Source organism: Burkholderia sp. RF2-non_BP3 (assembly GCF_001522185.1).
Classification (GTDB): domain Bacteria; phylum Pseudomonadota; class Gammaproteobacteria; order Burkholderiales; family Burkholderiaceae; genus Burkholderia; species Burkholderia diffusa.
On record NZ_LOSU01000028.1, the window covers coordinates 914117 to 932454 of the forward strand.

21 protein-coding genes, 1 pseudogene and 1 riboswitch are annotated in these 18338 nt (G+C 68.1%); of the genes and pseudogenes, 9 read left to right on the forward strand and 13 right to left on the reverse strand.

Annotation, left to right across the window (positions count from 1 at the left end; all coding sequences use genetic code 11):
• Nucleotides 1-10: 10 nt before the first annotated feature.
• Entirely contained in the window at nt 11-1597 is a 1587-nt protein-coding gene (locus tag WS45_RS14355; protein WP_059525594.1) for an isocitrate lyase, read from the reverse strand.
• 412 nt (nt 1598-2009) lie between these two features.
• Here WS45_RS14355 and WS45_RS14360 point away from each other — a divergent pair, with 412 nt between their 5' ends.
• The 4 genes from WS45_RS14360 to WS45_RS14375 all read left to right on the forward strand — a co-directional run bounded on the left by WS45_RS14360 (nt 2010) and on the right by WS45_RS14375 (nt 4574).
• On the forward strand, nt 2010-2531 hold the full coding sequence (locus tag WS45_RS14360; RefSeq protein WP_059700516.1) for a YbaK/prolyl-tRNA synthetase associated domain-containing protein: 522 nt from the start codon (nt 2010-2012) through the stop codon (nt 2529-2531).
• Nucleotides 2528-3166, forward strand: a complete 639-nt coding sequence (locus WS45_RS14365) for a helix-turn-helix transcriptional regulator (protein ID WP_059700518.1) — start codon at nt 2528-2530, stop codon at nt 3164-3166. Before WS45_RS14360 ends, WS45_RS14365 begins: the two co-directional genes overlap by 4 nt.
• Nucleotides 3167-3220: 54 nt before the next feature.
• On the forward strand, nt 3221-4195 hold the full coding sequence (locus tag WS45_RS14370) for a threo-3-hydroxy-L-aspartate ammonia-lyase (protein WP_059690160.1): 975 nt from the start codon (nt 3221-3223) through the stop codon (nt 4193-4195).
• A 130-nt stretch (nt 4196-4325) separates the two neighbouring features.
• On the forward strand, nt 4326-4574 hold the full coding sequence (locus WS45_RS14375) for a hypothetical protein (protein ID WP_059700520.1): 249 nt from the start codon (nt 4326-4328) through the stop codon (nt 4572-4574).
• 46 nt (nt 4575-4620) lie between these two features.
• On the opposite strand, the gene WS45_RS14380 is transcribed toward WS45_RS14375, so the two are convergent.
• The 5 genes from WS45_RS14380 to WS45_RS14400 are packed head-to-tail and all read right to left on the reverse strand — an operon-like array spanning nt 4621 to nt 8378.
• Nucleotides 4621-5445 (reverse strand): SDR family NAD(P)-dependent oxidoreductase, encoded by an 825-nt coding sequence (locus WS45_RS14380; protein ID WP_059700522.1) that lies wholly within the window; start codon nt 5443-5445, stop codon nt 4621-4623.
• A 1-nt stretch (nt 5446) separates the two neighbouring features.
• The gene (locus tag WS45_RS14385) at nt 5447-6322 is read right to left on the reverse strand and encodes an SDR family NAD(P)-dependent oxidoreductase (RefSeq protein WP_059700524.1); all 876 of its coding nucleotides are present in this window, start codon (nt 6320-6322) and stop codon (nt 5447-5449) included.
• A 42-nt stretch (nt 6323-6364) separates the two neighbouring features.
• Nucleotides 6365-7357, reverse strand: coding sequence for an NADP-dependent oxidoreductase (locus WS45_RS14390; protein ID WP_059700526.1), 993 nt, complete (start codon nt 7355-7357; stop codon nt 6365-6367).
• Nucleotides 7358-7411: 54 nt separating this feature from the next.
• On the reverse strand, nt 7412-8044 hold the full coding sequence (locus WS45_RS14395) for a Dabb family protein (RefSeq protein ID WP_059700529.1): 633 nt from the start codon (nt 8042-8044) through the stop codon (nt 7412-7414).
• Entirely contained in the window at nt 8034-8378 is a 345-nt protein-coding gene (locus tag WS45_RS14400) for a hypothetical protein (RefSeq protein ID WP_059700531.1), read from the reverse strand. Before WS45_RS14400 ends, WS45_RS14395 begins: the two co-directional genes overlap by 11 nt.
• A gap of 169 nt (nt 8379-8547) precedes the next feature.
• Here WS45_RS14400 and WS45_RS14405 point away from each other — a divergent pair, with 169 nt between their 5' ends.
• Nucleotides 8548-9591: a helix-turn-helix domain-containing protein gene (locus tag WS45_RS14405; protein WP_059700533.1), complete on the forward strand. Its 1044-nt coding sequence runs from the start codon at nt 8548-8550 to the stop codon at nt 9589-9591.
• A 109-nt stretch (nt 9592-9700) separates the two neighbouring features.
• A riboswitch (cobalamin riboswitch) is annotated at nt 9701-9893 on the forward strand.
• A 316-nt stretch (nt 9894-10209) separates the two neighbouring features.
• Complete coding sequence (locus WS45_RS14410) at nt 10210-12138, forward strand: TonB-dependent receptor domain-containing protein (protein WP_059700536.1); 1929 nt, start codon at nt 10210-10212, stop codon at nt 12136-12138.
• A gap of 34 nt (nt 12139-12172) precedes the next feature.
• Here WS45_RS14410 and WS45_RS14415 read toward each other — a convergent pair whose 3' ends face one another.
• On the reverse strand, nt 12173-12811 hold the full coding sequence (locus tag WS45_RS14415; RefSeq protein WP_059700538.1) for a LysE family translocator: 639 nt from the start codon (nt 12809-12811) through the stop codon (nt 12173-12175).
• Nucleotides 12812-12925: 114 nt separating this feature from the next.
• On the opposite strand from WS45_RS14415, the gene WS45_RS14420 reads away from it, so the two are divergent.
• The gene (locus WS45_RS14420) at nt 12926-13387 is read left to right on the forward strand and encodes an Lrp/AsnC family transcriptional regulator (protein ID WP_059700540.1); all 462 of its coding nucleotides are present in this window, start codon (nt 12926-12928) and stop codon (nt 13385-13387) included.
• A gap of 63 nt (nt 13388-13450) precedes the next feature.
• On the forward strand, nt 13451-13861 hold the full coding sequence (locus WS45_RS14425) for a VOC family protein (RefSeq protein ID WP_059700542.1): 411 nt from the start codon (nt 13451-13453) through the stop codon (nt 13859-13861).
• 12 nt (nt 13862-13873) lie between these two features.
• On the opposite strand, the gene WS45_RS14430 is transcribed toward WS45_RS14425, so the two are convergent.
• From WS45_RS14430 to WS45_RS14440, 3 genes are read right to left on the reverse strand one after another with little or no spacing between them, the layout of a single operon-like run.
• Nucleotides 13874-14221: a copper-binding protein gene (locus tag WS45_RS14430; RefSeq protein ID WP_059700544.1), complete on the reverse strand. Its 348-nt coding sequence runs from the start codon at nt 14219-14221 to the stop codon at nt 13874-13876.
• A gap of 39 nt (nt 14222-14260) precedes the next feature.
• Complete coding sequence (locus tag WS45_RS14435; RefSeq protein WP_059700547.1) at nt 14261-15052, reverse strand: DUF2182 domain-containing protein; 792 nt, start codon at nt 15050-15052, stop codon at nt 14261-14263.
• Complete coding sequence (locus tag WS45_RS14440; RefSeq protein WP_059700548.1) at nt 15049-15693, reverse strand: DUF1326 domain-containing protein; 645 nt, start codon at nt 15691-15693, stop codon at nt 15049-15051. Before WS45_RS14440 ends, WS45_RS14435 begins: the two co-directional genes overlap by 4 nt.
• Before the next feature lie 316 nt (nt 15694-16009).
• Between WS45_RS14440 and WS45_RS14445 the strand changes: the two genes are divergently transcribed.
• Complete coding sequence (locus WS45_RS14445; protein WP_059700600.1) at nt 16010-17173, forward strand: MFS transporter; 1164 nt, start codon at nt 16010-16012, stop codon at nt 17171-17173.
• Between the two features lie 23 nt (nt 17174-17196).
• On the opposite strand, the gene WS45_RS14450 is transcribed toward WS45_RS14445, so the two are convergent.
• The 3 genes and pseudogenes from WS45_RS14450 to WS45_RS34975 form a co-directional block, all read right to left on the reverse strand.
• On the reverse strand, nt 17197-17445 hold the full coding sequence (locus tag WS45_RS14450; protein ID WP_059690174.1) for a hypothetical protein: 249 nt from the start codon (nt 17443-17445) through the stop codon (nt 17197-17199).
• 230 nt (nt 17446-17675) lie between these two features.
• Nucleotides 17676-18206 (reverse strand): acyltransferase, encoded by a 531-nt coding sequence (locus tag WS45_RS14455; protein WP_059700550.1) that lies wholly within the window; start codon nt 18204-18206, stop codon nt 17676-17678.
• Between the two features lie 3 nt (nt 18207-18209).
• A pseudogene (locus tag WS45_RS34975) lies at nt 18210-18338 on the reverse strand (electron transfer flavoprotein subunit alpha/FixB family protein); the annotation flags it as partial.

Consider the following 18338-nt stretch of genomic DNA (forward strand, 5'->3'; position numbering starts at 1 on the left):
GGTATGACGATTACGAGAACTGGTTCATCGTGTTGTCCTTGCCCGCCGCCTTCAGCGCTGCTTCACCGCTGAAGTATTCCTTGTGGTCGTCGCCGATATCCGAGCCGGACATGTTCTGGTGCTTGACGCACGCGATGCCCTGACGGATTTCCTTGCGCTGCACGCCGGCCACGTAACCGAGCATGCCCTGATCGCCGAAGTATTCCTTCGCGAGGTTGTCGGTCGACAGCGCGGCGGTGTGGTACGTCGGCAGCGTGATCAGGTGATGGAAGATGCCTGCTTCACGCGACGCATCGGCCTGGAACGTACGGATCTTCTCGTCGGCGAGCTTGGCCAGTTCGGTCTCGTCGTACTCGACGCTCATCAGCTGCGCACGGTCGTATGCCGACACGTCCTTGCCCGCTGCCTTCATCGCGTCGTACGCCTGCTGACGGAAGTTCAGCGTCCAGTTGAACGACGGGCTGTTGTTGTACACCAGCTTCGCGTTCGGGATGACCTTGCGGATTTCGCTGACCATGCCGCCGATCTGCGCGATGTGCGGCTTTTCGGTTTCGATCCACAGCAGGTCGGCGCCGTTCTGCAGCGACGTGATGCAATCGAGCACGCAACGTGCTTCGCCCGTGCCGGCGCGGAACTGGAACAGGTTGCTCGGCAGGCGCTTCGGACGCAGCAGCTTGCCGTCGCGCTTGATGACGACGTCGCCGTTGCCCAGCTGGTCGGCCGACAGCTCTTCGCAGTCGAGGAACGCGTTGTACTGGTCGCCCAGGTCGCCCGGCGCGTTGGTCACGGCGATCTGCTTGGTCAGGCCGGCGCCGAGCGAGTCGGTACGGGCGACGATGATGCCGTCGTCCACGCCCAGCTCCAGGAACGCGTAGCGGATCGCGCGGATCTTCGCGAGGAAGTCTTCGTGCGGCACGGTGACCTTGCCGTCCTGGTGGCCGCACTGCTTCTCGTCGGACACCTGGTTCTCGATCTGGATGCAGCACGCGCCCGCCTCGATGAACTGCTTGGCCAGCAGGTACGTCGCTTCGGCGTTGCCGAAACCGGCGTCGATGTCGGCGATGATCGGCACGACGTGCGTCACGTGGTTGTCGATCTTTTCCTGGATGGCGGCCTTGGCAGCGGCATCCTTGGCGGCATCCAGCTCGCGGAACAGGCCGCCGAGTTCACGTGCGTCGGCCTGGCGCAGGAACGTGTACAGCTCGCGGATCAGCGCGCTGACCGAGGTCTTTTCGTGCATCGACTGGTCCGGCAGCGGGCCGAACTCCGAGCGCAGCGCGGCGACCATCCAGCCCGACAGGTACAGGTAACGGCGTTCGGTGCTGTTGAAGTGCTTCTTGATGGAGATCATCTTCTGCTGGCCGATGAAGCCGTGCCAGCAACCCAGCGACTGCGTGTACTTGGCCGGATCGGCATCGTACGCGGCCATGTCGGCGCGCATGATCTTCGCGGTGTACTTGGCGATGTCGAGGCCCGTCTTGAACTTGTTCTGGGCACGCATGCGGGCGGCATACTCGGGGCTGATGGCATTCCACGCGCTGCCGTGGTTTTCCTTCAAGCCAGCCACTGCCTTGATGTCGTCTTGATATTGGGACATGTCAATCTCCTGGGAACGAAGCGCATTTGAGTAAAGGGTTCAGCGTGCCCGCTCCGTGTGACGAAGCGAACTGCATGGACTCAATGGTAACGCCGCCCGATGCGCTTTCGGTGAAGTCTTATATAAGACATAAGATATAAATTTCACTTGTTTTTCAATGAGATAAGCAATGCGTTTTGCGATGCAAAACAGGTTTTCAAGCGGCGGGACGGCCGCGCGGCGGGAATTCCATGCGTATTCCGCGATATGAAACGGCCTTTCGGCAGTTGGTGGGATGACAAACACGGCGGCCCATGCGTCGGGCCTTTGTCACGCGCATGACAAAACGTCTATACTTGGACAATTCATCGACGGCGAACCGAAGCGCGCCGTCCCCGCGTACCGCGATGCGCCCCCTCCTGCCCGGATCGACATGAGCGACTATCCCGTTTTCGACGCGCTGTGCGAACTGCTGAACACCTCCGGCGCGCGGTTCCGCGTGCTGGACCACCCGGCCGAAGGCAAATGCGACGTGATCGCCGCGATTCGCGGCACGCGTCCCGAACAAGGCGCGAAGGCGATGCTCTGCACGTTCAAGGACGGCGGCGACGTCACCGCGCTCGCGGTCATCCCCGGCCATCTGAAGATCGATTTCCGCAAGGTCGCCGACGCGGTCGGCCGCCGCAAGGCGACGCTCGCGCCGCCCGAACTCGCCGCCACGGTCACGCGCTGCGTGATGGGCGCCGTGCCGCCGTTCGTGTTCGACCCGAACGTGACGCTCGTCGTCGACCCCGCGCTGATCGAACTCAACGACGAAATCGCGTTCAACGCGGGCCGCCTCGACCGCTCGGTCGTGCTCGACGCGTCCGACTACGTGCGGATCGCCCGCCCGCTGATGGCCGACATCACGCGCCCGGAAACGACCGACGCGCCCGCGCTCGAGGCCAATACATGACGACGCCCCGCCCCAGGCCGCCGTCGGAACAGGCGTCGCTGATCGAGCAGGTCCTGCGCATCGCCGAAGGGCTCGGCGCGATGTTCGCGCCGTTCACCGAAGTCGTCGTGCACGACCTGCGCACGCCGGAGCACGCGATCCTCGCGATCCACAACAACCTGTCGGGCCGCGCGATCGGCGATCCGGCGACCGAACTCGGGCTCGCGCGCATCGAGGACGACGACTTCCCGCAAGTGCTCGCGAACTACGCGAACCGCTTCGCCGACGGCCGCACCGCGAAAAGCACGTCGATCGGCATCAAGGATTCGAGCGGCCGCTATGTGGCCGCGCTGTGCCTGAACGCGGACGTCACGCTGTTCCGCGGTTTCCAGGGGATGCTGAACCAGTTCTGCAGCACCGAAGGCGCGCCGGTCGCCGAAACGCTCGACCCGGCCGGCGCGGACGCGATCCGGCAGCGCATCGACGCGTTCGCGACGCGCCTCGCGACCACGCCGCGCGAGCTGAAGACCGACCAGCGCCGCGAGCTGATGCAGACGCTGAAGGCCGATGGCTTCCTCGAGGTGCGGCGCGCGATGGAAATCGTGTCGCAGCACCTCGGCGTGTCGCGCGCCACCGTATACAACGATGCGAAATGACCCTGCGCGTGACGGACGCGCGCCCTGTTGACCGACTCTTCCGACGAGCGACTCATGAATACTCCGACCCTCCCCACCTACGACGACGTCGCGGCCGCCGCGGCACGGCTCGACGGCCACGCGCACCGCACGCCCGTGATGACGTCGCGAACGATCGACGAAGCGCTCGGCGCGCAGGTGTTCTTCAAGTGCGAGAACCTGCAGCGCATGGGCGCGTTCAAGTTCCGCGGCGCGTTCAACGCGCTGTCGCGCTTCGACGCGACGCAGCGCCGCAACGGCGTCGTCGCGTTCTCGTCCGGCAACCATGCGCAGGCGATCGCGCTGTCGGCGCGCATTCTCGGCATCCCGGCGACGATCGTGATGCCGCAGGACGCGCCGGCCGCGAAGATGGCCGCGACGCGCGGCTACGGCGGCAACGTCGTGACCTACGACCGCTATACCGAGGACCGCGAGCAGATCGGCCGCGCGCTCGCGGAGCAGCACGGGCTCACGCTGGTGCCGCCGTACGACCACGCGGACGTGATCGCGGGCCAGGGCACGGCGGCGAAGGAGCTGTTCGACGAAGTCGGGCCGCTCGACGCCGTGTTCACGCCGCTCGGCGGCGGCGGCCTGCTGTCGGGTACGGCGCTCGCGACGCGCGCGCTGTCGCCGCAAGCGAAGCTATACGGCGTCGAGCCGGAAGCCGGCAACGACGGACAGCAATCGTTCCGGTCCGGGTCGATCGTCCACATCGACACGCCGCGCACGATCGCCGACGGCGCGCAGACGCAGCACCTCGGCAACCTGACGTTCCCGATCCTGCGGCGCGACGTCGACGACATCCTGACCGCGACCGACGCGGAACTGGTCGACTGCATGCGCTTCTTCGCGACCCGTATGAAGATTGTCGTGGAGCCGACCGGCTGCCTGTCGCTCGCGGCCGCGCGCCGGATGAAGGACGAACTGAAAGGCAAACGCGTCGGCATCGTGATCAGCGGCGGCAACGTCGATCTCGAGAACTTCTGCGCGCTGGTCGCCGCATCCGCGTGACCGTCACGGCGCGCCGATGACCGCATGAACATCCTGTCATCCGCGCGCCGCCGCTCCTTCACGACGCGTTAAGTTTCGCGCCCTAGACTGAATGCGTTGTCCCGCAGTCAGTCGTGAAGAAGGAGTTGCCATGAACACGCACGCGATCGTCGCCGCCGCCCTCGCGGCAGCATCCCTCACGGCGTTCGCTCAACCGGGCGCGACGCCATCCGTTTTTTCCGCCACGTCGCCGCACGACCCGGTCGCGCAGGCCGCCCACCGTTCGCCCGCCGCGCTGCCGCATGCCGGCTTCGTGCTCGCGAAGATCGATCAGAACAATACGCCGCCCGACCGCGGCGGCGAACCAGGCGGCCGCACGCGCGCCGGCACGCACATGTAACCTTGCGCGAGCCGGCCGCGTCGGTCGGCCGGCCCGCGTCCCCCCGTCACAACGACGGCAGCGACGGATCGCGCGCGGCGAGGATGTCCGCGGTGCGCCGCTGCAGCGCGCCGTCGATCGTCTCCGGCTGCGGAATCAGCCAGTAACGCCCGTCACGAATGCCGTCGAACGCCCGCGCCGCGAATGCGTCGGGCGTGAGTCCGTGCGCGTTCAGCATCGCGCGCATCGTGTCGACGAAGCCCTGCACTTCGGGCCGGTCGTGCGCGGCGCCGAACGGGTCGTTGAAGATGCCCGTCTGCACCGGGCCCGGCGCGAGCAGCGACACGCCGACCGACGCGCCGAGCATCTTCAGTTCGCCGTACAGCGATTCGGTCAGCGCGACCACCGCGAATTTCGTCGCCGAGTAAGGCGACATCAACGGGCTCGGCAGGAACCCGCCGACCGACGCGGTATTGACGATGCGCGCGGGCACGTTGCGCTCGAGCATGCGCGGCACGAAGCTGCGGATCCCGTTGAGCACGCCGTGCACGTTGATCGCGAAGCTGTGCTCGAACCGTTCCGGCGTGATTTCCCAGCTGAAGCCGGTCGCCATCACGCCCGCGTTGTTGAACAGCAGGTCGACGCCGCCGAAGCGCCGCCATGCGGCGTCAGCCAGCGCGTCGACGGCTTCCGGGCGGCTGACGTCCGTCGGCACGCACAGCACGTCGGTGTCGAGCGTCGCGGCGAATGCGTCGAGCTTCGCCGGGTCGAGATCGGCCAGCACCACGCGCATGCCGAGCCCGGCGGCATGGCGCGCGAGCCCGCTGCCGATACCGCTGGCCGCGCCGGTGATCACGGCGGTACCGCCGTCGAAGCGAATCGAAGTCGTCATGTCAAAGTCCTGTCGGGTCGATGCGCGGATGCGCGTACGCGGGAATCACGGGCGGCGGCAACGGCGAGCGGCCGTCGAGCGAGCGCACCGCGAGCCCCTGCGACAGCGGGAAATGCAGGCTGTGCGCGACGAGGCCCGTGCGCTCGCTTGCCGGCAGGCTGCACAGCGCGAGCGCGGTTTCCGCGAGATACGCGACGTCCTCGGTCGGATAGCCTTCGGGGATGTAGCGGGCCGCGCCCGGCGTGCGGATCGCGGTGCTCGGCGCGACCAGGTTCACCGCGATGCCGTCGGCTTCGAGCTCGGCCGCGAGCCCTTGCGTGAAGCGCGACAGCGCGGCCTTGACCGCCGCATAGACGGTCGCGCCGCCCGCGCGCGAGAAATCGTCGAACGGCCGCGGCGGCGCGAGCGCCGTGACCGAGCCGACGTTCACGATCCAGCCGGCGCCGCGCGCGCGCATCAGCGGAATCGCGGCCTGGCTCAGCGCGAACGGGATGCGCAGATAGTGCTCGATCGTCGTGTCGAACATCGCCATCGGCATCGCGTCGACGCGCGCGTAGTCGGCCACGCCCGCGTTGTTCACGAGGATGTCGAGGCCGCCGGCCGCCTGCGCCGCGCGTCCGACGAGCGCGTCGCGCTCGGCCGGGTTCGACAGGTCGGCCGCCAGCGCGATCGCGCGGCCGCCCGCCTGCTCGATCAGCGCGACGGTTTCGGCGAGCGTGCCGGCGGTCGTCGCGGATTGCGTGAGGCTGCGCGCCGTCACGACGACGGTCGCGCCTTCCGACGCGAGGCGCTGCGCGATCGCGCGGCCGATGCCGCGGCTCGCGCCGGTCACGAGCGCGCATTTGCCCGCGAGCGTCGCGGTTCGGGTGTCGGTCATGATGTCTCCGGTAAAGGGGTGTCGTGCGCGGACCGTTCCGTGTCAGCCCGCGATATCCGCAACGTGCAGCACGAACTTGGTTTTCGCGTCGCCCGTTTGAACGAGATCGAGTGCGCGCGCCGCCTGTTCGAGCGGGAAACTGTCGAAGCGCGGCACGCGCAGCACGCCCCGGCCGAGCCGTTCCGCGATCGCCGCCAGCGTGGCGCCGCTCGGCATCCGGCTGTACGTCATCGCGGTGCGCAGGCCGCGCCGCGCGGCTTCGGCGCCCTGCGCGGCCAGCCGCTCCGCATCGCCGGCCACGAGCGTCATGATGTTCACGAGCGTGCCGCCCGGTGCCAGCAGGTCGAGTGCATCGGGCAGCGTGGCGCCGCCGACCGCATCGAGCACGAGATCGACGCCGCCGGGCGCCCACGCCCGCACGGCCGCCGCGATATCCTGCGCGCGATAGTCGATGCTCGCCGCCGCGCCGAGCGCCTCGACGCGCGCGCGATTGCGGGCCGAGCACGTCGCCGCGACGCGCGCGCCCGCCTGCACGGCAAGCTGGATCGCGAACGTGCCGACCGCGCCCGCGCCGCCGTGCACGAGCACGGTCTGCCCGTCACGCAGCCCGCCATCGTCGAACAGGCCGGCCCACGCGGCCAGCGCGGGCGTCGGCGTGGCGGCCGCTTCCGCGAAGCCGACCGCGTCGGGCAAGCGCACGACCGAGTCGTGCCGCACCGCGACGTATTCCGCATACGCGCCCCAGCGCCCCGCGCCGACGTCGGTCTGCGCGAACACGCGCATCCCGGGCGCGAAACCTTCCACGCCCTCGCCGACCGCCTCGACCACACCGGCCGCGTCGAAGCCGATCACGAACGGAAACGCGATCTGCATGAACGCGCCGAGATAGCCTTCGCGGCATTTCCAGTCGGCGGGATTGACGCCCGCGTACGCGACGCGGATCAGCACGTCGCCGGGGCCCGGCCTCGGTGCGGGAACGTCGGCCATTCGCAGCGCGTCGGAATGGCCGACGCGGTCGATCAGCAAGGCTCGCATGGTGGTGTCTCCAGGGTTGTCGTTTGCATGGCGGCGGCTCGCGTGCGCCGCGCGTCACGCGGCCGTGTCGACCAGCAGGCTCGACGCGAGCGGACAGAACGCGTGCGAAATCGCATCGACCGTCCAGTCGGGGCTTTCGGCGTCGAAGCGGCGGTCGACCCAGCCCCAGTGATACGGATGCAGCAGGTATTCGCCGAGCAGATCGCCGGCGTGCGCGAATTCCTGTTGCCAGACGTGGGTCCACGCACCCGGCGTCACGATCCGGCTCAGCCGCCAGTTGCGGATGCCGGGCATGAACGCGGGCATGCGCAGCAGTTCGCGCTCGAGGTCGCGCACCTGTGCTTCGTCGGCCTTCGGCCGCACGCGCAGCATCAGCGTGCGCCATACGCCGTCGCGCAGCGCCGGCTCGCGCAGGCCGCCGCCGACCGCCCGGCATGCGGCGCCGTCGATCCGCACGACGCCCGGTATGCGGGCCAGCGCGGTGAAGTCCGGCGCGTGGTCGGCCGCCCGTTCGTCGCGCAGCACGTCGAGCGTGTAGTCGCCCGCGTTCCAGCAGCCGTCCAGATTGCGCGCGAGCGCCACGCGGGTCGCGCCGGGCAACGCTTGCGCGGCGTCGCGCAATGCACGTTCGAACGCGCCGGCATCGTCGGTCGCCGAAGCGAATATCTGCGCCGTGTCATGCCGCATGCTCGACCTCCGCCAGCGCAGGCAGCGGCGCATCGGCCTCCGTCATCACATGGCGGCGGCGGGCGTCGCACAGCGCGTCGACGGCCATCCAGAACGCGACCACGTCGCCGTCGGTCAGCGCGCGCATCCGGTAGTACGCCGCCGCATCTGCAACCTGCCAAGTCAGCCACAGCGTGCTCGGCTGCCCCGGCACCGCGACGGGCGGCGACACCCAGCGGCCGGCCGCCGTCAGTCCGCGCGCCGCGTGGCCCGGCAGATAACGGTCGCGCAGCAGCGCCAGCACGTCGGGAATGCGCTCGGGCGCGAGGGTGATTTCGTCTACGATCTGGATCATTCGCGGGTCGTCTCGGGAAGTTCGTGGCGCAATGCGATGCCGGTCGCCTACGCCGTTCCGGCGAGGCCGGAAGCGGCCGGCGTGGATAGCATTCTTGCGTGGCGACGGCCGGCGAACCCCTACCGGCCCGCTCACCGGCCCCTGTCGTAACGCTCAGATCGGGAGAGAGATGAAACAGCGCGCAATGCCGGCATGCGGCCGCATGCTGCCGGGCCTCGGCGCCCGCCTGCTGGACGAGCTGACGCGCAGCGGCGCACCGCAGGCGGAACGACCGACGACGCCGGCCGCCGACGTCGCGTCGACGACGCCCGGCGGCTTCGTCGCGCTGTACCGCGACGCGATCGAGCGGCTCGAGGCGCAGGTTGCGCGCGGCAACGGCCATCCGCCGATGCGCAAGCAGGAAGTCGACCTGATGTGCCGCTGCCTGCTCAGTTGCGCGACGCTCGCCGACGCGATCCGCTGCGCGGCCGAATTCTGCGAGATGCTGACGCCGCGCGCCGGCGCGCTGTCGCTCGCGGTGCGCGACGGGCGCGCGACGTTCCAGATGGATTCGCTGCGCCGCACGCGCAGCCCGGCCGCGTGCCTTGTCGACCTGACGGGCTTGTTCTGCTATCTGCAGCTATTCGGCTGGCTGATCGGGCAGCCGCTGCGACCGGACGAAGTCTGGCTCGGCCATCCGCGCCGCGACGACGCGATGCCGCTGCTCGGGCTGTTCAACGCACCGGTCGACGTCGGCCGCAAAACCTATGGTTTCGCATTCGACGCCGCGCGGCTCGATGCCCGCGTGGTCCGCCAGCCGGGCGAACTGGCCGCGTTCCTCGTCGATTTTCCGTTTCGTCTGATCGATGCGGCGCCGGCCGTCGTGTCATGGGCGCAGCAGGTGCGCGGCTTTCTCGACGCGGCGCTCGCGCGCGAGCAGGCGCTGCCCGCGCTTGCCGAACTGGCGACATGGCTCGGCGTCAGCGAGGCGACGTTGCGGCGGCGGCTGGCGGCCGAAGGCAGCGGCTATCACGCGTTGCGCGAGCAGTGTCTCGCCGACGTCGCGCGGCGCCGCCTGCGCGAGTCCGATTGGCCGGTCGCGCGGATCGCCGCGCATCTCGGTTTCGGCGGCGAGGAAGCATTCCGGCGGGCGTTCGTGCGATGGACGGGCGTCGCGCCGAGCCGGTTCCGCCGCGATTGCCGCGCGGCCAGCGCGCCCTTTCCTCAGATGTAAAGGGATCCTCATGTCTCGCAAGCGAGGATTTGGAAAAGAATCCGGCGATCACTGACGTTTTTTCGCATCCCCGCGCGCTTCGCCGATTGACGCGCCGGAGCGCTCGCCATTACGCTTGCGCGCTGATGGTTCCCGGAGACGGGATCAAAAGGGAACGCAGGAGAGGCAGCGCCTCGAATCTGCGGCTGCCCCCGCAACTGTGAGCGGCGAATCCGCACTACTCCAAGCCACTGGGAAACCGGGAAGGCCGGTGCGAATAGCGACCCGCGAGCCAGGAGACCTGCCATCGACCCGAGGTCCAAGCAGCCGCGCCGGGCGGGGTGTCCCGGAGCGCCAGGCACCGCCTTTGGCGGTCGCCCCCGTTGCATGGACGGCCCGACCTCAGGACCCTTCAGATGTCCAGTCTTTCCGCCTCCGCTTCCTCGCCGGAAGCGTCGTGCCGTCGCGCCAGCCATGGGCGCGGCGTGTCCGCACGCGTGTGCCGTGCCGTGTCGTTCGATCCGCGCGACGACCGCCCAAGCCGCCCGGTCTCGCGATAGACCGATACGAACCCGGGCGGTACGCACCGCCACCCGCTTACGCTCGCCGTACCTGCAACACGATCACGCTCATTGCCTCATGAACCTTCGCCACTTTCTCGCCACGTCCGCCGCCACGGCGCTGTTCGCCCCGATCGCCCATGCCGCCGGCGACACGGCGCTCCCGCAGCCGCCCCAACCCGCCGCAGCCGCCGACCTGCCGACGATCAGCGTGACCGACACGCGGCACCTGCCCGAATCGTTCGACCAGCGCTATGCGACGACGCAGGTGCTCACGCGCGCCGATCTCGATCGGCTGTCGCCGAGCGACCCGAGCATCACGCAGGCGCTCGCGACGCTGCCGGGCGTGACCGTCTCGCAAAACGGCGGCCCCGGCTCGTCGGCGTCCGTAAGCATCCGCGGCTCGTCCGCCAATCAGGTCGCGGTGTTCATCGACGGCATCCGGATCGGCTCGCCGACGACCGGCATCGCGCCGTGGGCCGACCTGCCGACCGACGCGTTCGAACGCGTCGAGTTGATCTCGGGGCCGGCCGCCGCATCGTTCGGCGCGAACGCGATGGGCGGCGTCGTGCAACTGTTCACGCGCCGCGCCGCCGGCCAGCCGAACCAGACGACCGTGTCGTTCGGCGGCGGCTCGAACAAGACCTTCGACACGCAGGTGCGCACGTCGGGCACCGTGCCGTCGACGGGGCCGCTCGCCGCGCTCGGCGGCCTCACCTACACGCTCGGCCTGCACAGCTACAACACGGCCGGCATCGACGCGACGCGGCCGTTCGCCTACGGGCACGAGGACGGCCGCAATCCGTATCACGCGCAGGACCTCGATGCGCGACTCGGCTACGCGCGCGACAACTGGTCGATCTCGACGTTCGCGCTGTATCACCGCTCCGACCTGTCCTATGACAACGCCGGCTTTGCGAATCGCGAGCTCGATCATCAGCTGACGACCGGCATCGCGTTCCATCTCGACATCACGCCCGACACCCAGTTCGACCAGTCGTTCGGTTATGCGAACGACCGCCAGTTCATGTATGCGAGCGACCCGACCATTCCGACCGACCAGATCGACTCGCAGCGCATCAGTTCGTCGACGTCGCTGACCCATCAGGAACACGGCTTCCGGCTGTTCGGCCTGCCGCTGTCGGGCGAGACGAAGGTCGCGTACGACTTCACGCGCGAACAGGCCTTCCTGCCCGTCGACGTGCCGGACGGCGTGCCCACGCGCAACGACTCCGCGTTCTCGCTGCATCAGTCGGCGACGCTCGGCAGCGTCACGATGTTCGTCGCGGGGCGGCACGAGATCATCGCCGGGAAGGCCGTGAACACCGGCAACGCCGCGCTGTCGTGGGCCATCACGCCGGTCTATACGGCGCGCGTGTCGTACGGCAACGCGTTCCGCCTGCCCTCGTTCAACGACCTGTACTACCCGGGCTACGGCAACCCGGACCTGAACCCGGAACGCAGCGATTCGGTCGAGGCCGCGCTCGATGCGAACACGGCGTACGGCACGTTCAGCGCCGCGATCTACGACACGCGCATCAACAACCTGATCGCCTACAACCCCGCGACGCGCTCGCCGATGAACATCGGTCGCTCGCATATCCGCGGCATCGACCTGTCGTACAAGGGCACGATCGGCCGTTATACGCCGGTGAGCGTCGCGGTCGGTTTCCTGAATCCGCAGGACGAAACCAACGACAGCTGGCTCAACCGCCGGCCGCGCCAGACGGTCAGCGTCAACGTCGACCACACGTGGGACGAATTCAACTTGCACGCACTGAGCACGGGCGCGTCGCTGAACTACGGCGGCACGACGTTCGACGACCCGGCCAACACGACGTATCTGCCGTCGTACCTGACCGTGAACCTGCGCGCGTCGTACAGGATCAATTCGCACCTGACGGTGTCGGCGACGCTGTCGAACCTGTTCGACCGTCAGTACATGACCGCGTACGGCTACAACACGCTCGGCCGCACCGCGTTCGGCAAGGTCAGCTACACGTTCTGATCGCGCGCGCGGTGTGCCGGTGCCGCAGCGCGCGTCATGACCAGACGACGCCGCGCATGCCCGCGATCAACTGGATCGCGCCGAATACCGCGATCACGACGGCCGACACGCGCGACAGCCCGTGCACGAACGTGAGCGGCATCTTCGCTCGCAACCCGGCGGTCGCGCCGCTCAGGCACAGCCACCACGTCGCGGATCCGAGGAACACGCCCGCGACCATCGACGCCACGGTCGGCCCCATCGTGCCTGCATGCGTGCCCGCCTGCGGGCCGAGCGCCGCGAAGATCCCGACGAACGACAGGATCGTCATCGGGTTCGACAGCGTGAGGCCGAAGGTCGTCAGGAAATCGCGCAACACGGTCGTGCGCGGCACGTCCTGCACCGCCGCCGACGCGGCCGGCGCCTGCCGCGCGATGGACCAGGCCAGCCACACGAGGAACGCGCCGCCGACGATTTTCAGCGCGACGGTCAGCATCGGAAACGCGGTGACGATGCCGGCGACGCCCAGCGCGCCGAGCAGCCCGTAGATCGCATCGGCGCACGCGGCGCCGATGCCCGTCGCGAACCCCGCGCGAAAGCCGCGGCTCAGGCTGCGCTGGATGCAGAGCATGCCGATCGGGCCGACCGGCACGGCGATCGACAACCCCATCACGACGGACTTGATGAACAGCATGGCCGGCTCCTCGCGACATGCAATGACATGAACCTCATCGTAGGGAAAGTCCGGTCGCCGCTGAAGACGGTTTTTAAGGAAAAATGAGGTCTTCACCTTAAAAACTCCGCCGCGATGGACGAACTCGACTGGAAGATACTCGCGCTGCTGCAGGCCAACGGCCGCATCAGCTACACGGAGCTGGCGCGCCAGGTTCACCTGTCGGTGCCGGCGGTGACGGAACGCGTGAAGCGCCTCGAATCGGCGGGCGTGATCGACGGCTACACGGCGCGGGTCAATCCGGCCGCGGCCGGCTACCCGGTGAGCGCGCTGATCGGCATCACGGTGCCGCAGCCGGCGAAGGCGAAGTTCCTGAAGCTGCTGGAGACGATTCCCGAAGTGGTCGAGTGCCATCACGTGACCGGTGCGGATTCCTACGTGATGCGGTTCGTCGCCGTCAGCATGGCGCACCTCGAGCAACTGATCGAGCGCATCAACCTGTACGGCGAAACGCGCACGTCGATCGTGATGTCGACGCCGCTGCCGGCGCGCGGGCTCGCACGGCCGGCCGCGTCGGTCAAAGGCATGCGGGGGTGACAGGACGCCCCGCGTTGCGCGATGCTGTGCGCGACGCACCTTGCACGAACCGGACAACCTGCCATGTCAGTGATCGGACTCAATCATTACAACCTGCGCGCGGATCGCGCCACGCTCGATACGCTGCGCGATTTCTACGTGAACGTCGTGGGCCTCCAGCCGGGCTATCGACCGCCGTTCCAGAGCAACGGCTACTGGCTCTACGCGGGCACGCAGGCGATCCTCCACCTGTCGGAAGCGCGGCCCGGCGAGGTTCGGCCGGCGCACGTCGTCAACACGTTCGACCATATGGCGTTTTCATGCGAGAACGCCGCCGACATGGAACGGCGCCTCGCCGACGCGCAGGTCCGGTACTCGCGCGCGTACGTGCCGCTCACGCGCCAGCTTCAACTGTTTTTCACCGATCCGGCCGGCAATGGCGTCGAGTTGAATTTTGCTGAAGCCGACGGTGACTCCGGCGACGGACCGGGTTAGCACCGGCGATCGCTACTGCCGTTGCACGAGCTTCACGATCGTCAGCGTGCCCGCCACGCGCTCGACCCGGACCCGGACCTTGTCGCCCACGTGCAACGACTCGATCATCGCCGGGTCGCCGGCCTTGAACGCCATCGTCATCGGCGCCATCCCGACGTTCTCGAGCGCGCCGTGCTTCAGCGTCACCATGCCGTGCGCGGCATCGATCCGCTTCACTTCGGCATCGGTCAACGCCGAATCCGGCGCCGACATCTTCACGTCGCCCATGCTCATGTCGGACATGCTCCCGCCCGCACGCACCGGCGTCGCGACGACGGCCATCGCGCCGAGGACTGTGATGGCGAGGCATCGGATTTTCATCGACACACTCCGTTGTTGAGCCAAAAACGAACGCGCCCGCTACACCAGCAACGTCGCGACCGCCCACGCGATCAGCACGATGCCCAGTGCGCGACCCATGCGCTCGCCGCCCGGCAACACCTTTTCGACGAGCACGAACAGCGACAACGCGACGATCCACACGACGTTCATCACGCCGCCGACGAACAGCAGCGCCATCAGCAGCCAGCAGCAGCCCACGCAATACGCACCGTGCCGCACGCCGAGCAGGAAGCTGCCGGTGACTCCCGGGCGCCAGTACGTCGTGAGAAACCGGACCGGCGATCGGCATTGCCGCAGGCACGCGTGTTTCAGCGGCGAGAATTGATAGGCGCCGGCCAGCGCGAGGACGATCGCGGACAGCGCGGCGCTCTTCGACCACAGCATCATTCCGGAGATCAGGCCGGCAGGCTGCAGCAGCATCTGCAGCATGGCTGCGGCGACCGAGAACGCCAACCACGCGGCCAGGTAGCCGGCCAGCAGGCACGCCGACGTCACGGCCGCCCCGTCGCCCTGCGCACCGCGATGCCGCAGCACGCGCCGGTACAACAGCACGAGCGGCGCCGCGCTGGGCGTCATCATCGCGACCATCATCACCCACCACATCAGGACCACGGTCGCCAGCGACGGATCCATGGCCCCCATGTCGCCGGCCAGCCGATGCGGAAACAACGCCACCGCCGTCATGTCCAGCGCCGACATGCCGGTGCCCGCGCCCGTCCACAGGTAGACCCAGCACGCGCCGACGAGCGCGGTCATGCCGAGCAGCGTGACGACGCGCTCGCGTCCGAGAAAATCGCCGACGGGGATCATGCCGCGACGCGATGCCGGATCAGCCCATGGTTGTTCAGGTGCAGCCGCGCGAACTGCGCGTAGCTCCGCTCGAGATTCAGCTCGATGTGCCCGCGCGACCGGCCGGTGCCCGAACCGATCTCGGCCAACTCGTATTCGAAGCCGTGCGGCAGGTCGATCCGCACGCGATGCTCGGCGCCCGTCACCGGATTGCGGATCGGTTCGCCGACGATGTCGAACACGCCCTCGACGCCGATTCGGCCACGCCGCGCATCGACATCGACGTCGAAATCGATCTTCGCGAAGATCGGATCGTATGCGTGCTCGAGCGTCGACGCGAACACGGAGAACATCGTCGCGAACGGATCGGTGTCCTGACCGGTCATGATCTTCAGCACGGCCTCGCACTGTGCCGGACTTGCGCGCTCGTCGACGATCGGCTGGCATCGTCCGTGGCCTTCGTGAATCGGCCCCGGCCACTGGAACACGACCGCGATCCGGACGCCATCGAGCACCACGTCGCCGTAGTGGCCGCTTTCGATCGAAATCGCACCCATCGCTTCGCAGTTGCCGTGCGTCGGCAACGAATTGAACTGGCAGGGGCAACCGTATGAGCAATTGCAGTTCATTAGTTCGGTTCCCTGAATCTCCCAAGGCGTCATGGCTTCACCTCGCGCGTTCGGTGGCACGTAATGCTTCGAATCTAGTGCAGCGCACAGGGGAAAGCAAAGGCCGCGCGAGACGCGCGAACGAGCGAAGTAAATGCCGCCGCCAGCGTCGTGCGACGACGCTGATCGGACGAATGCGTGTCGTCGTGCGGCGTCTCCGGCGCGTCCGGTGGACCATGTTCGAGCCACGTCCGACAAGAGCCGATGGCGCGATCACGTCATCGCAAATGCGGGCATCCCGCATCGTCCTGGTCCATACTGTCTCGCATTCAACGATTTCTGACCGTCTCTGCCGCCCCGGATGGCTGTCATGCGCGTTCAAACTGCGTTGCTCTTTCTCGTCGGCACCCTGCTCACCGCGGGCGGCTACGGCGCGACCTTCCTGCTGTCGATGCGTTTTCGCGCGATCGGCGGCAGCGATCTCGATACCGGAGCCGCACTGGCCGCCGCGACCGTCGGCACCTTCGCCGGTCTGGCGGTGGTCGGCTGGTTCTCGCGGCAGATCGGCGCCGCGCGGATCGCGGCGCTGTCGTCGCTGTGCATCGGCGCCGGCATCGTCGGCTTCGCACTCGTCGGGCGCGCGCCGGCCGCCGATTTGCCGTCCGGCTTCCTGGTCGGCTTCGGCTGGGGCGCGTTTCACCTGGCCGCGCCGATGTCGCTGGCCGAGCGGACCAGCGGTGCCGCCCGGAACGTGTGGTTCTTCCGCTCGGCGACTTTCCAGATGACGGGGATCGGCGCATCTCCCGCGTTTGCCTCGTATGCGATGCGCATGCTCCACTGGTCGATCGACGACACGCTTTATGCGGTCGGCGCGTTGTGCGCGCTCGCGTCGCTGATGTTCGAAGCGTTCGGTCGCCTGTGTCCGCACCCGCCCGCCGCTGCATCCGGTGGCCGCTGGGTGCGCGAACTCCGGGCCATCTCGCGCACGCGCGCGGCCGCGCCGATCGCGATGATCGCGCTCGGCACCTGCGTGTTCTCCGGCCTGATGACGTTCCAGATGTCGTTCATGCAAGGCACGCAGGCGCGCGCCGGCACATTCTTCAGCCTTTACACGATGACGGTGCTGAGTGCGCGCTGGCTGCTTGGGAAATGGGTCAGGATGGCGCGCCCCGAAACCGCGACCAAGGGGTTGCTCACGATGATGATGCTCGGTGCGCTCGCCATGTTCGGCGCCGCCCAGCACGCATCGCTACAGGCCGTCGCGGCCGTGCTGCTCGGCGCCGGCTACGGGCTCATGTATCCGGTCATCCAGGCGCAGGCGCTCAACGATTGCGCGGATACGCAACGGCATGGCGTGCTGACGTGGTTCGTCGCGTCGTATTTCATCGGCACGTTCGGCTTTCCGTCGGTCGGCGGCTGGGTCATGGTGCATGCCGGCAAGGGCGCGTTGCTGATGCTCATCGCGAGCTGCGGTCTCGCGGCGCTGTCGCTCGCGTTCCTGCACGACCGGCCGGCGCCGGTGCGCACGCAATAGGCGGCTGCGCGGCGCCCGCTCGGCTAACCGGGTTTCTTCGGCGCGCGGGCGACGGCGAACCATCCCATCACCGCGCCCGCGACCCATGCGCAGGTCAGCAGCAGGTCGAGGTCCATCATTCCTTCGAAATTCGCACTGTTCTCGAAGCTGCAATGCCGGCTGCCGAGGAACGCGATGCAACCGCTGGCGACCCACTGGACGTGCATGAATATGTGATAGACGGCGAAAGCCGAAGCGATGATGGCGACGCGCAGGCGTGTGGTCGTTTTCATTCGGCGCCGGAGGCGGAGGGATGGTCTGACGCCGATCTTAAGACAACGACGCCGCATCAGGCAATCGATCCCGCGCGAACGTCACGACCGGCATGCGCGAAGGCGAATCGCCATCCGCACAAACCCCGAGAAAAACCGTCGCTCCGTGCACGGAGACGCACCATTCACGCCGCCCGACGACGGCTTTCTCGCCGGCAAGCATCCGCCGCCGGATCGATGACGCGCATCGCCTACGCGCCGTCGATCTGCCTGAGCGTCCTCAGGCAATCCACCGCGAGCTGCTGATAGACGCGCGTGCCGTTCGCCTTCGCGTCGATCTCCGCGGCGCTCAACCGCCGCACCACGCGCCCCGGCACGCCGGCGAGCAGCACGCCGCGCGGCACGACGTAGCCGGCTTTCACGAACGCGCAGGCCGCGACGATCGTCGTCGCGCCGATCGTCGCGCCGTCCATCACGACCGCGTTCATCCCGATCATCGTGTCCGGCTCGAGCGTCGCGCCGTGCACGATCGCGCCGTGGCCGATGTGGCTGTTCACGCCGAGCCGGCACGTCTCGCCGATGCCGACGTGCAGCACGCAGCCGTCCTGCACGTTGCTGCCATCATCGACGACGATCGCGCCGAAGTCGCCGCGCAGGCTTGCATGCGGGCCGATGTAGCAGCCCGCGCCGATCGTCACGTCACCGATCACGACCGCGCTCGGATGAACGTACGCGGACGGATCGACGCGGGGCCGCATGCCGTTGAATTCGAACAGCGGCATCGCTCAGAGCGCCGCGGCCGCTTCGGGAACGAGCGTGAACAGATCGCCGACCACGCCGTAGTCGGCCACGCTGAAGATCGGCGCTTCGGGATCCTTGTTGATCGCGACGATCACCTTCGAATCCTTCATGCC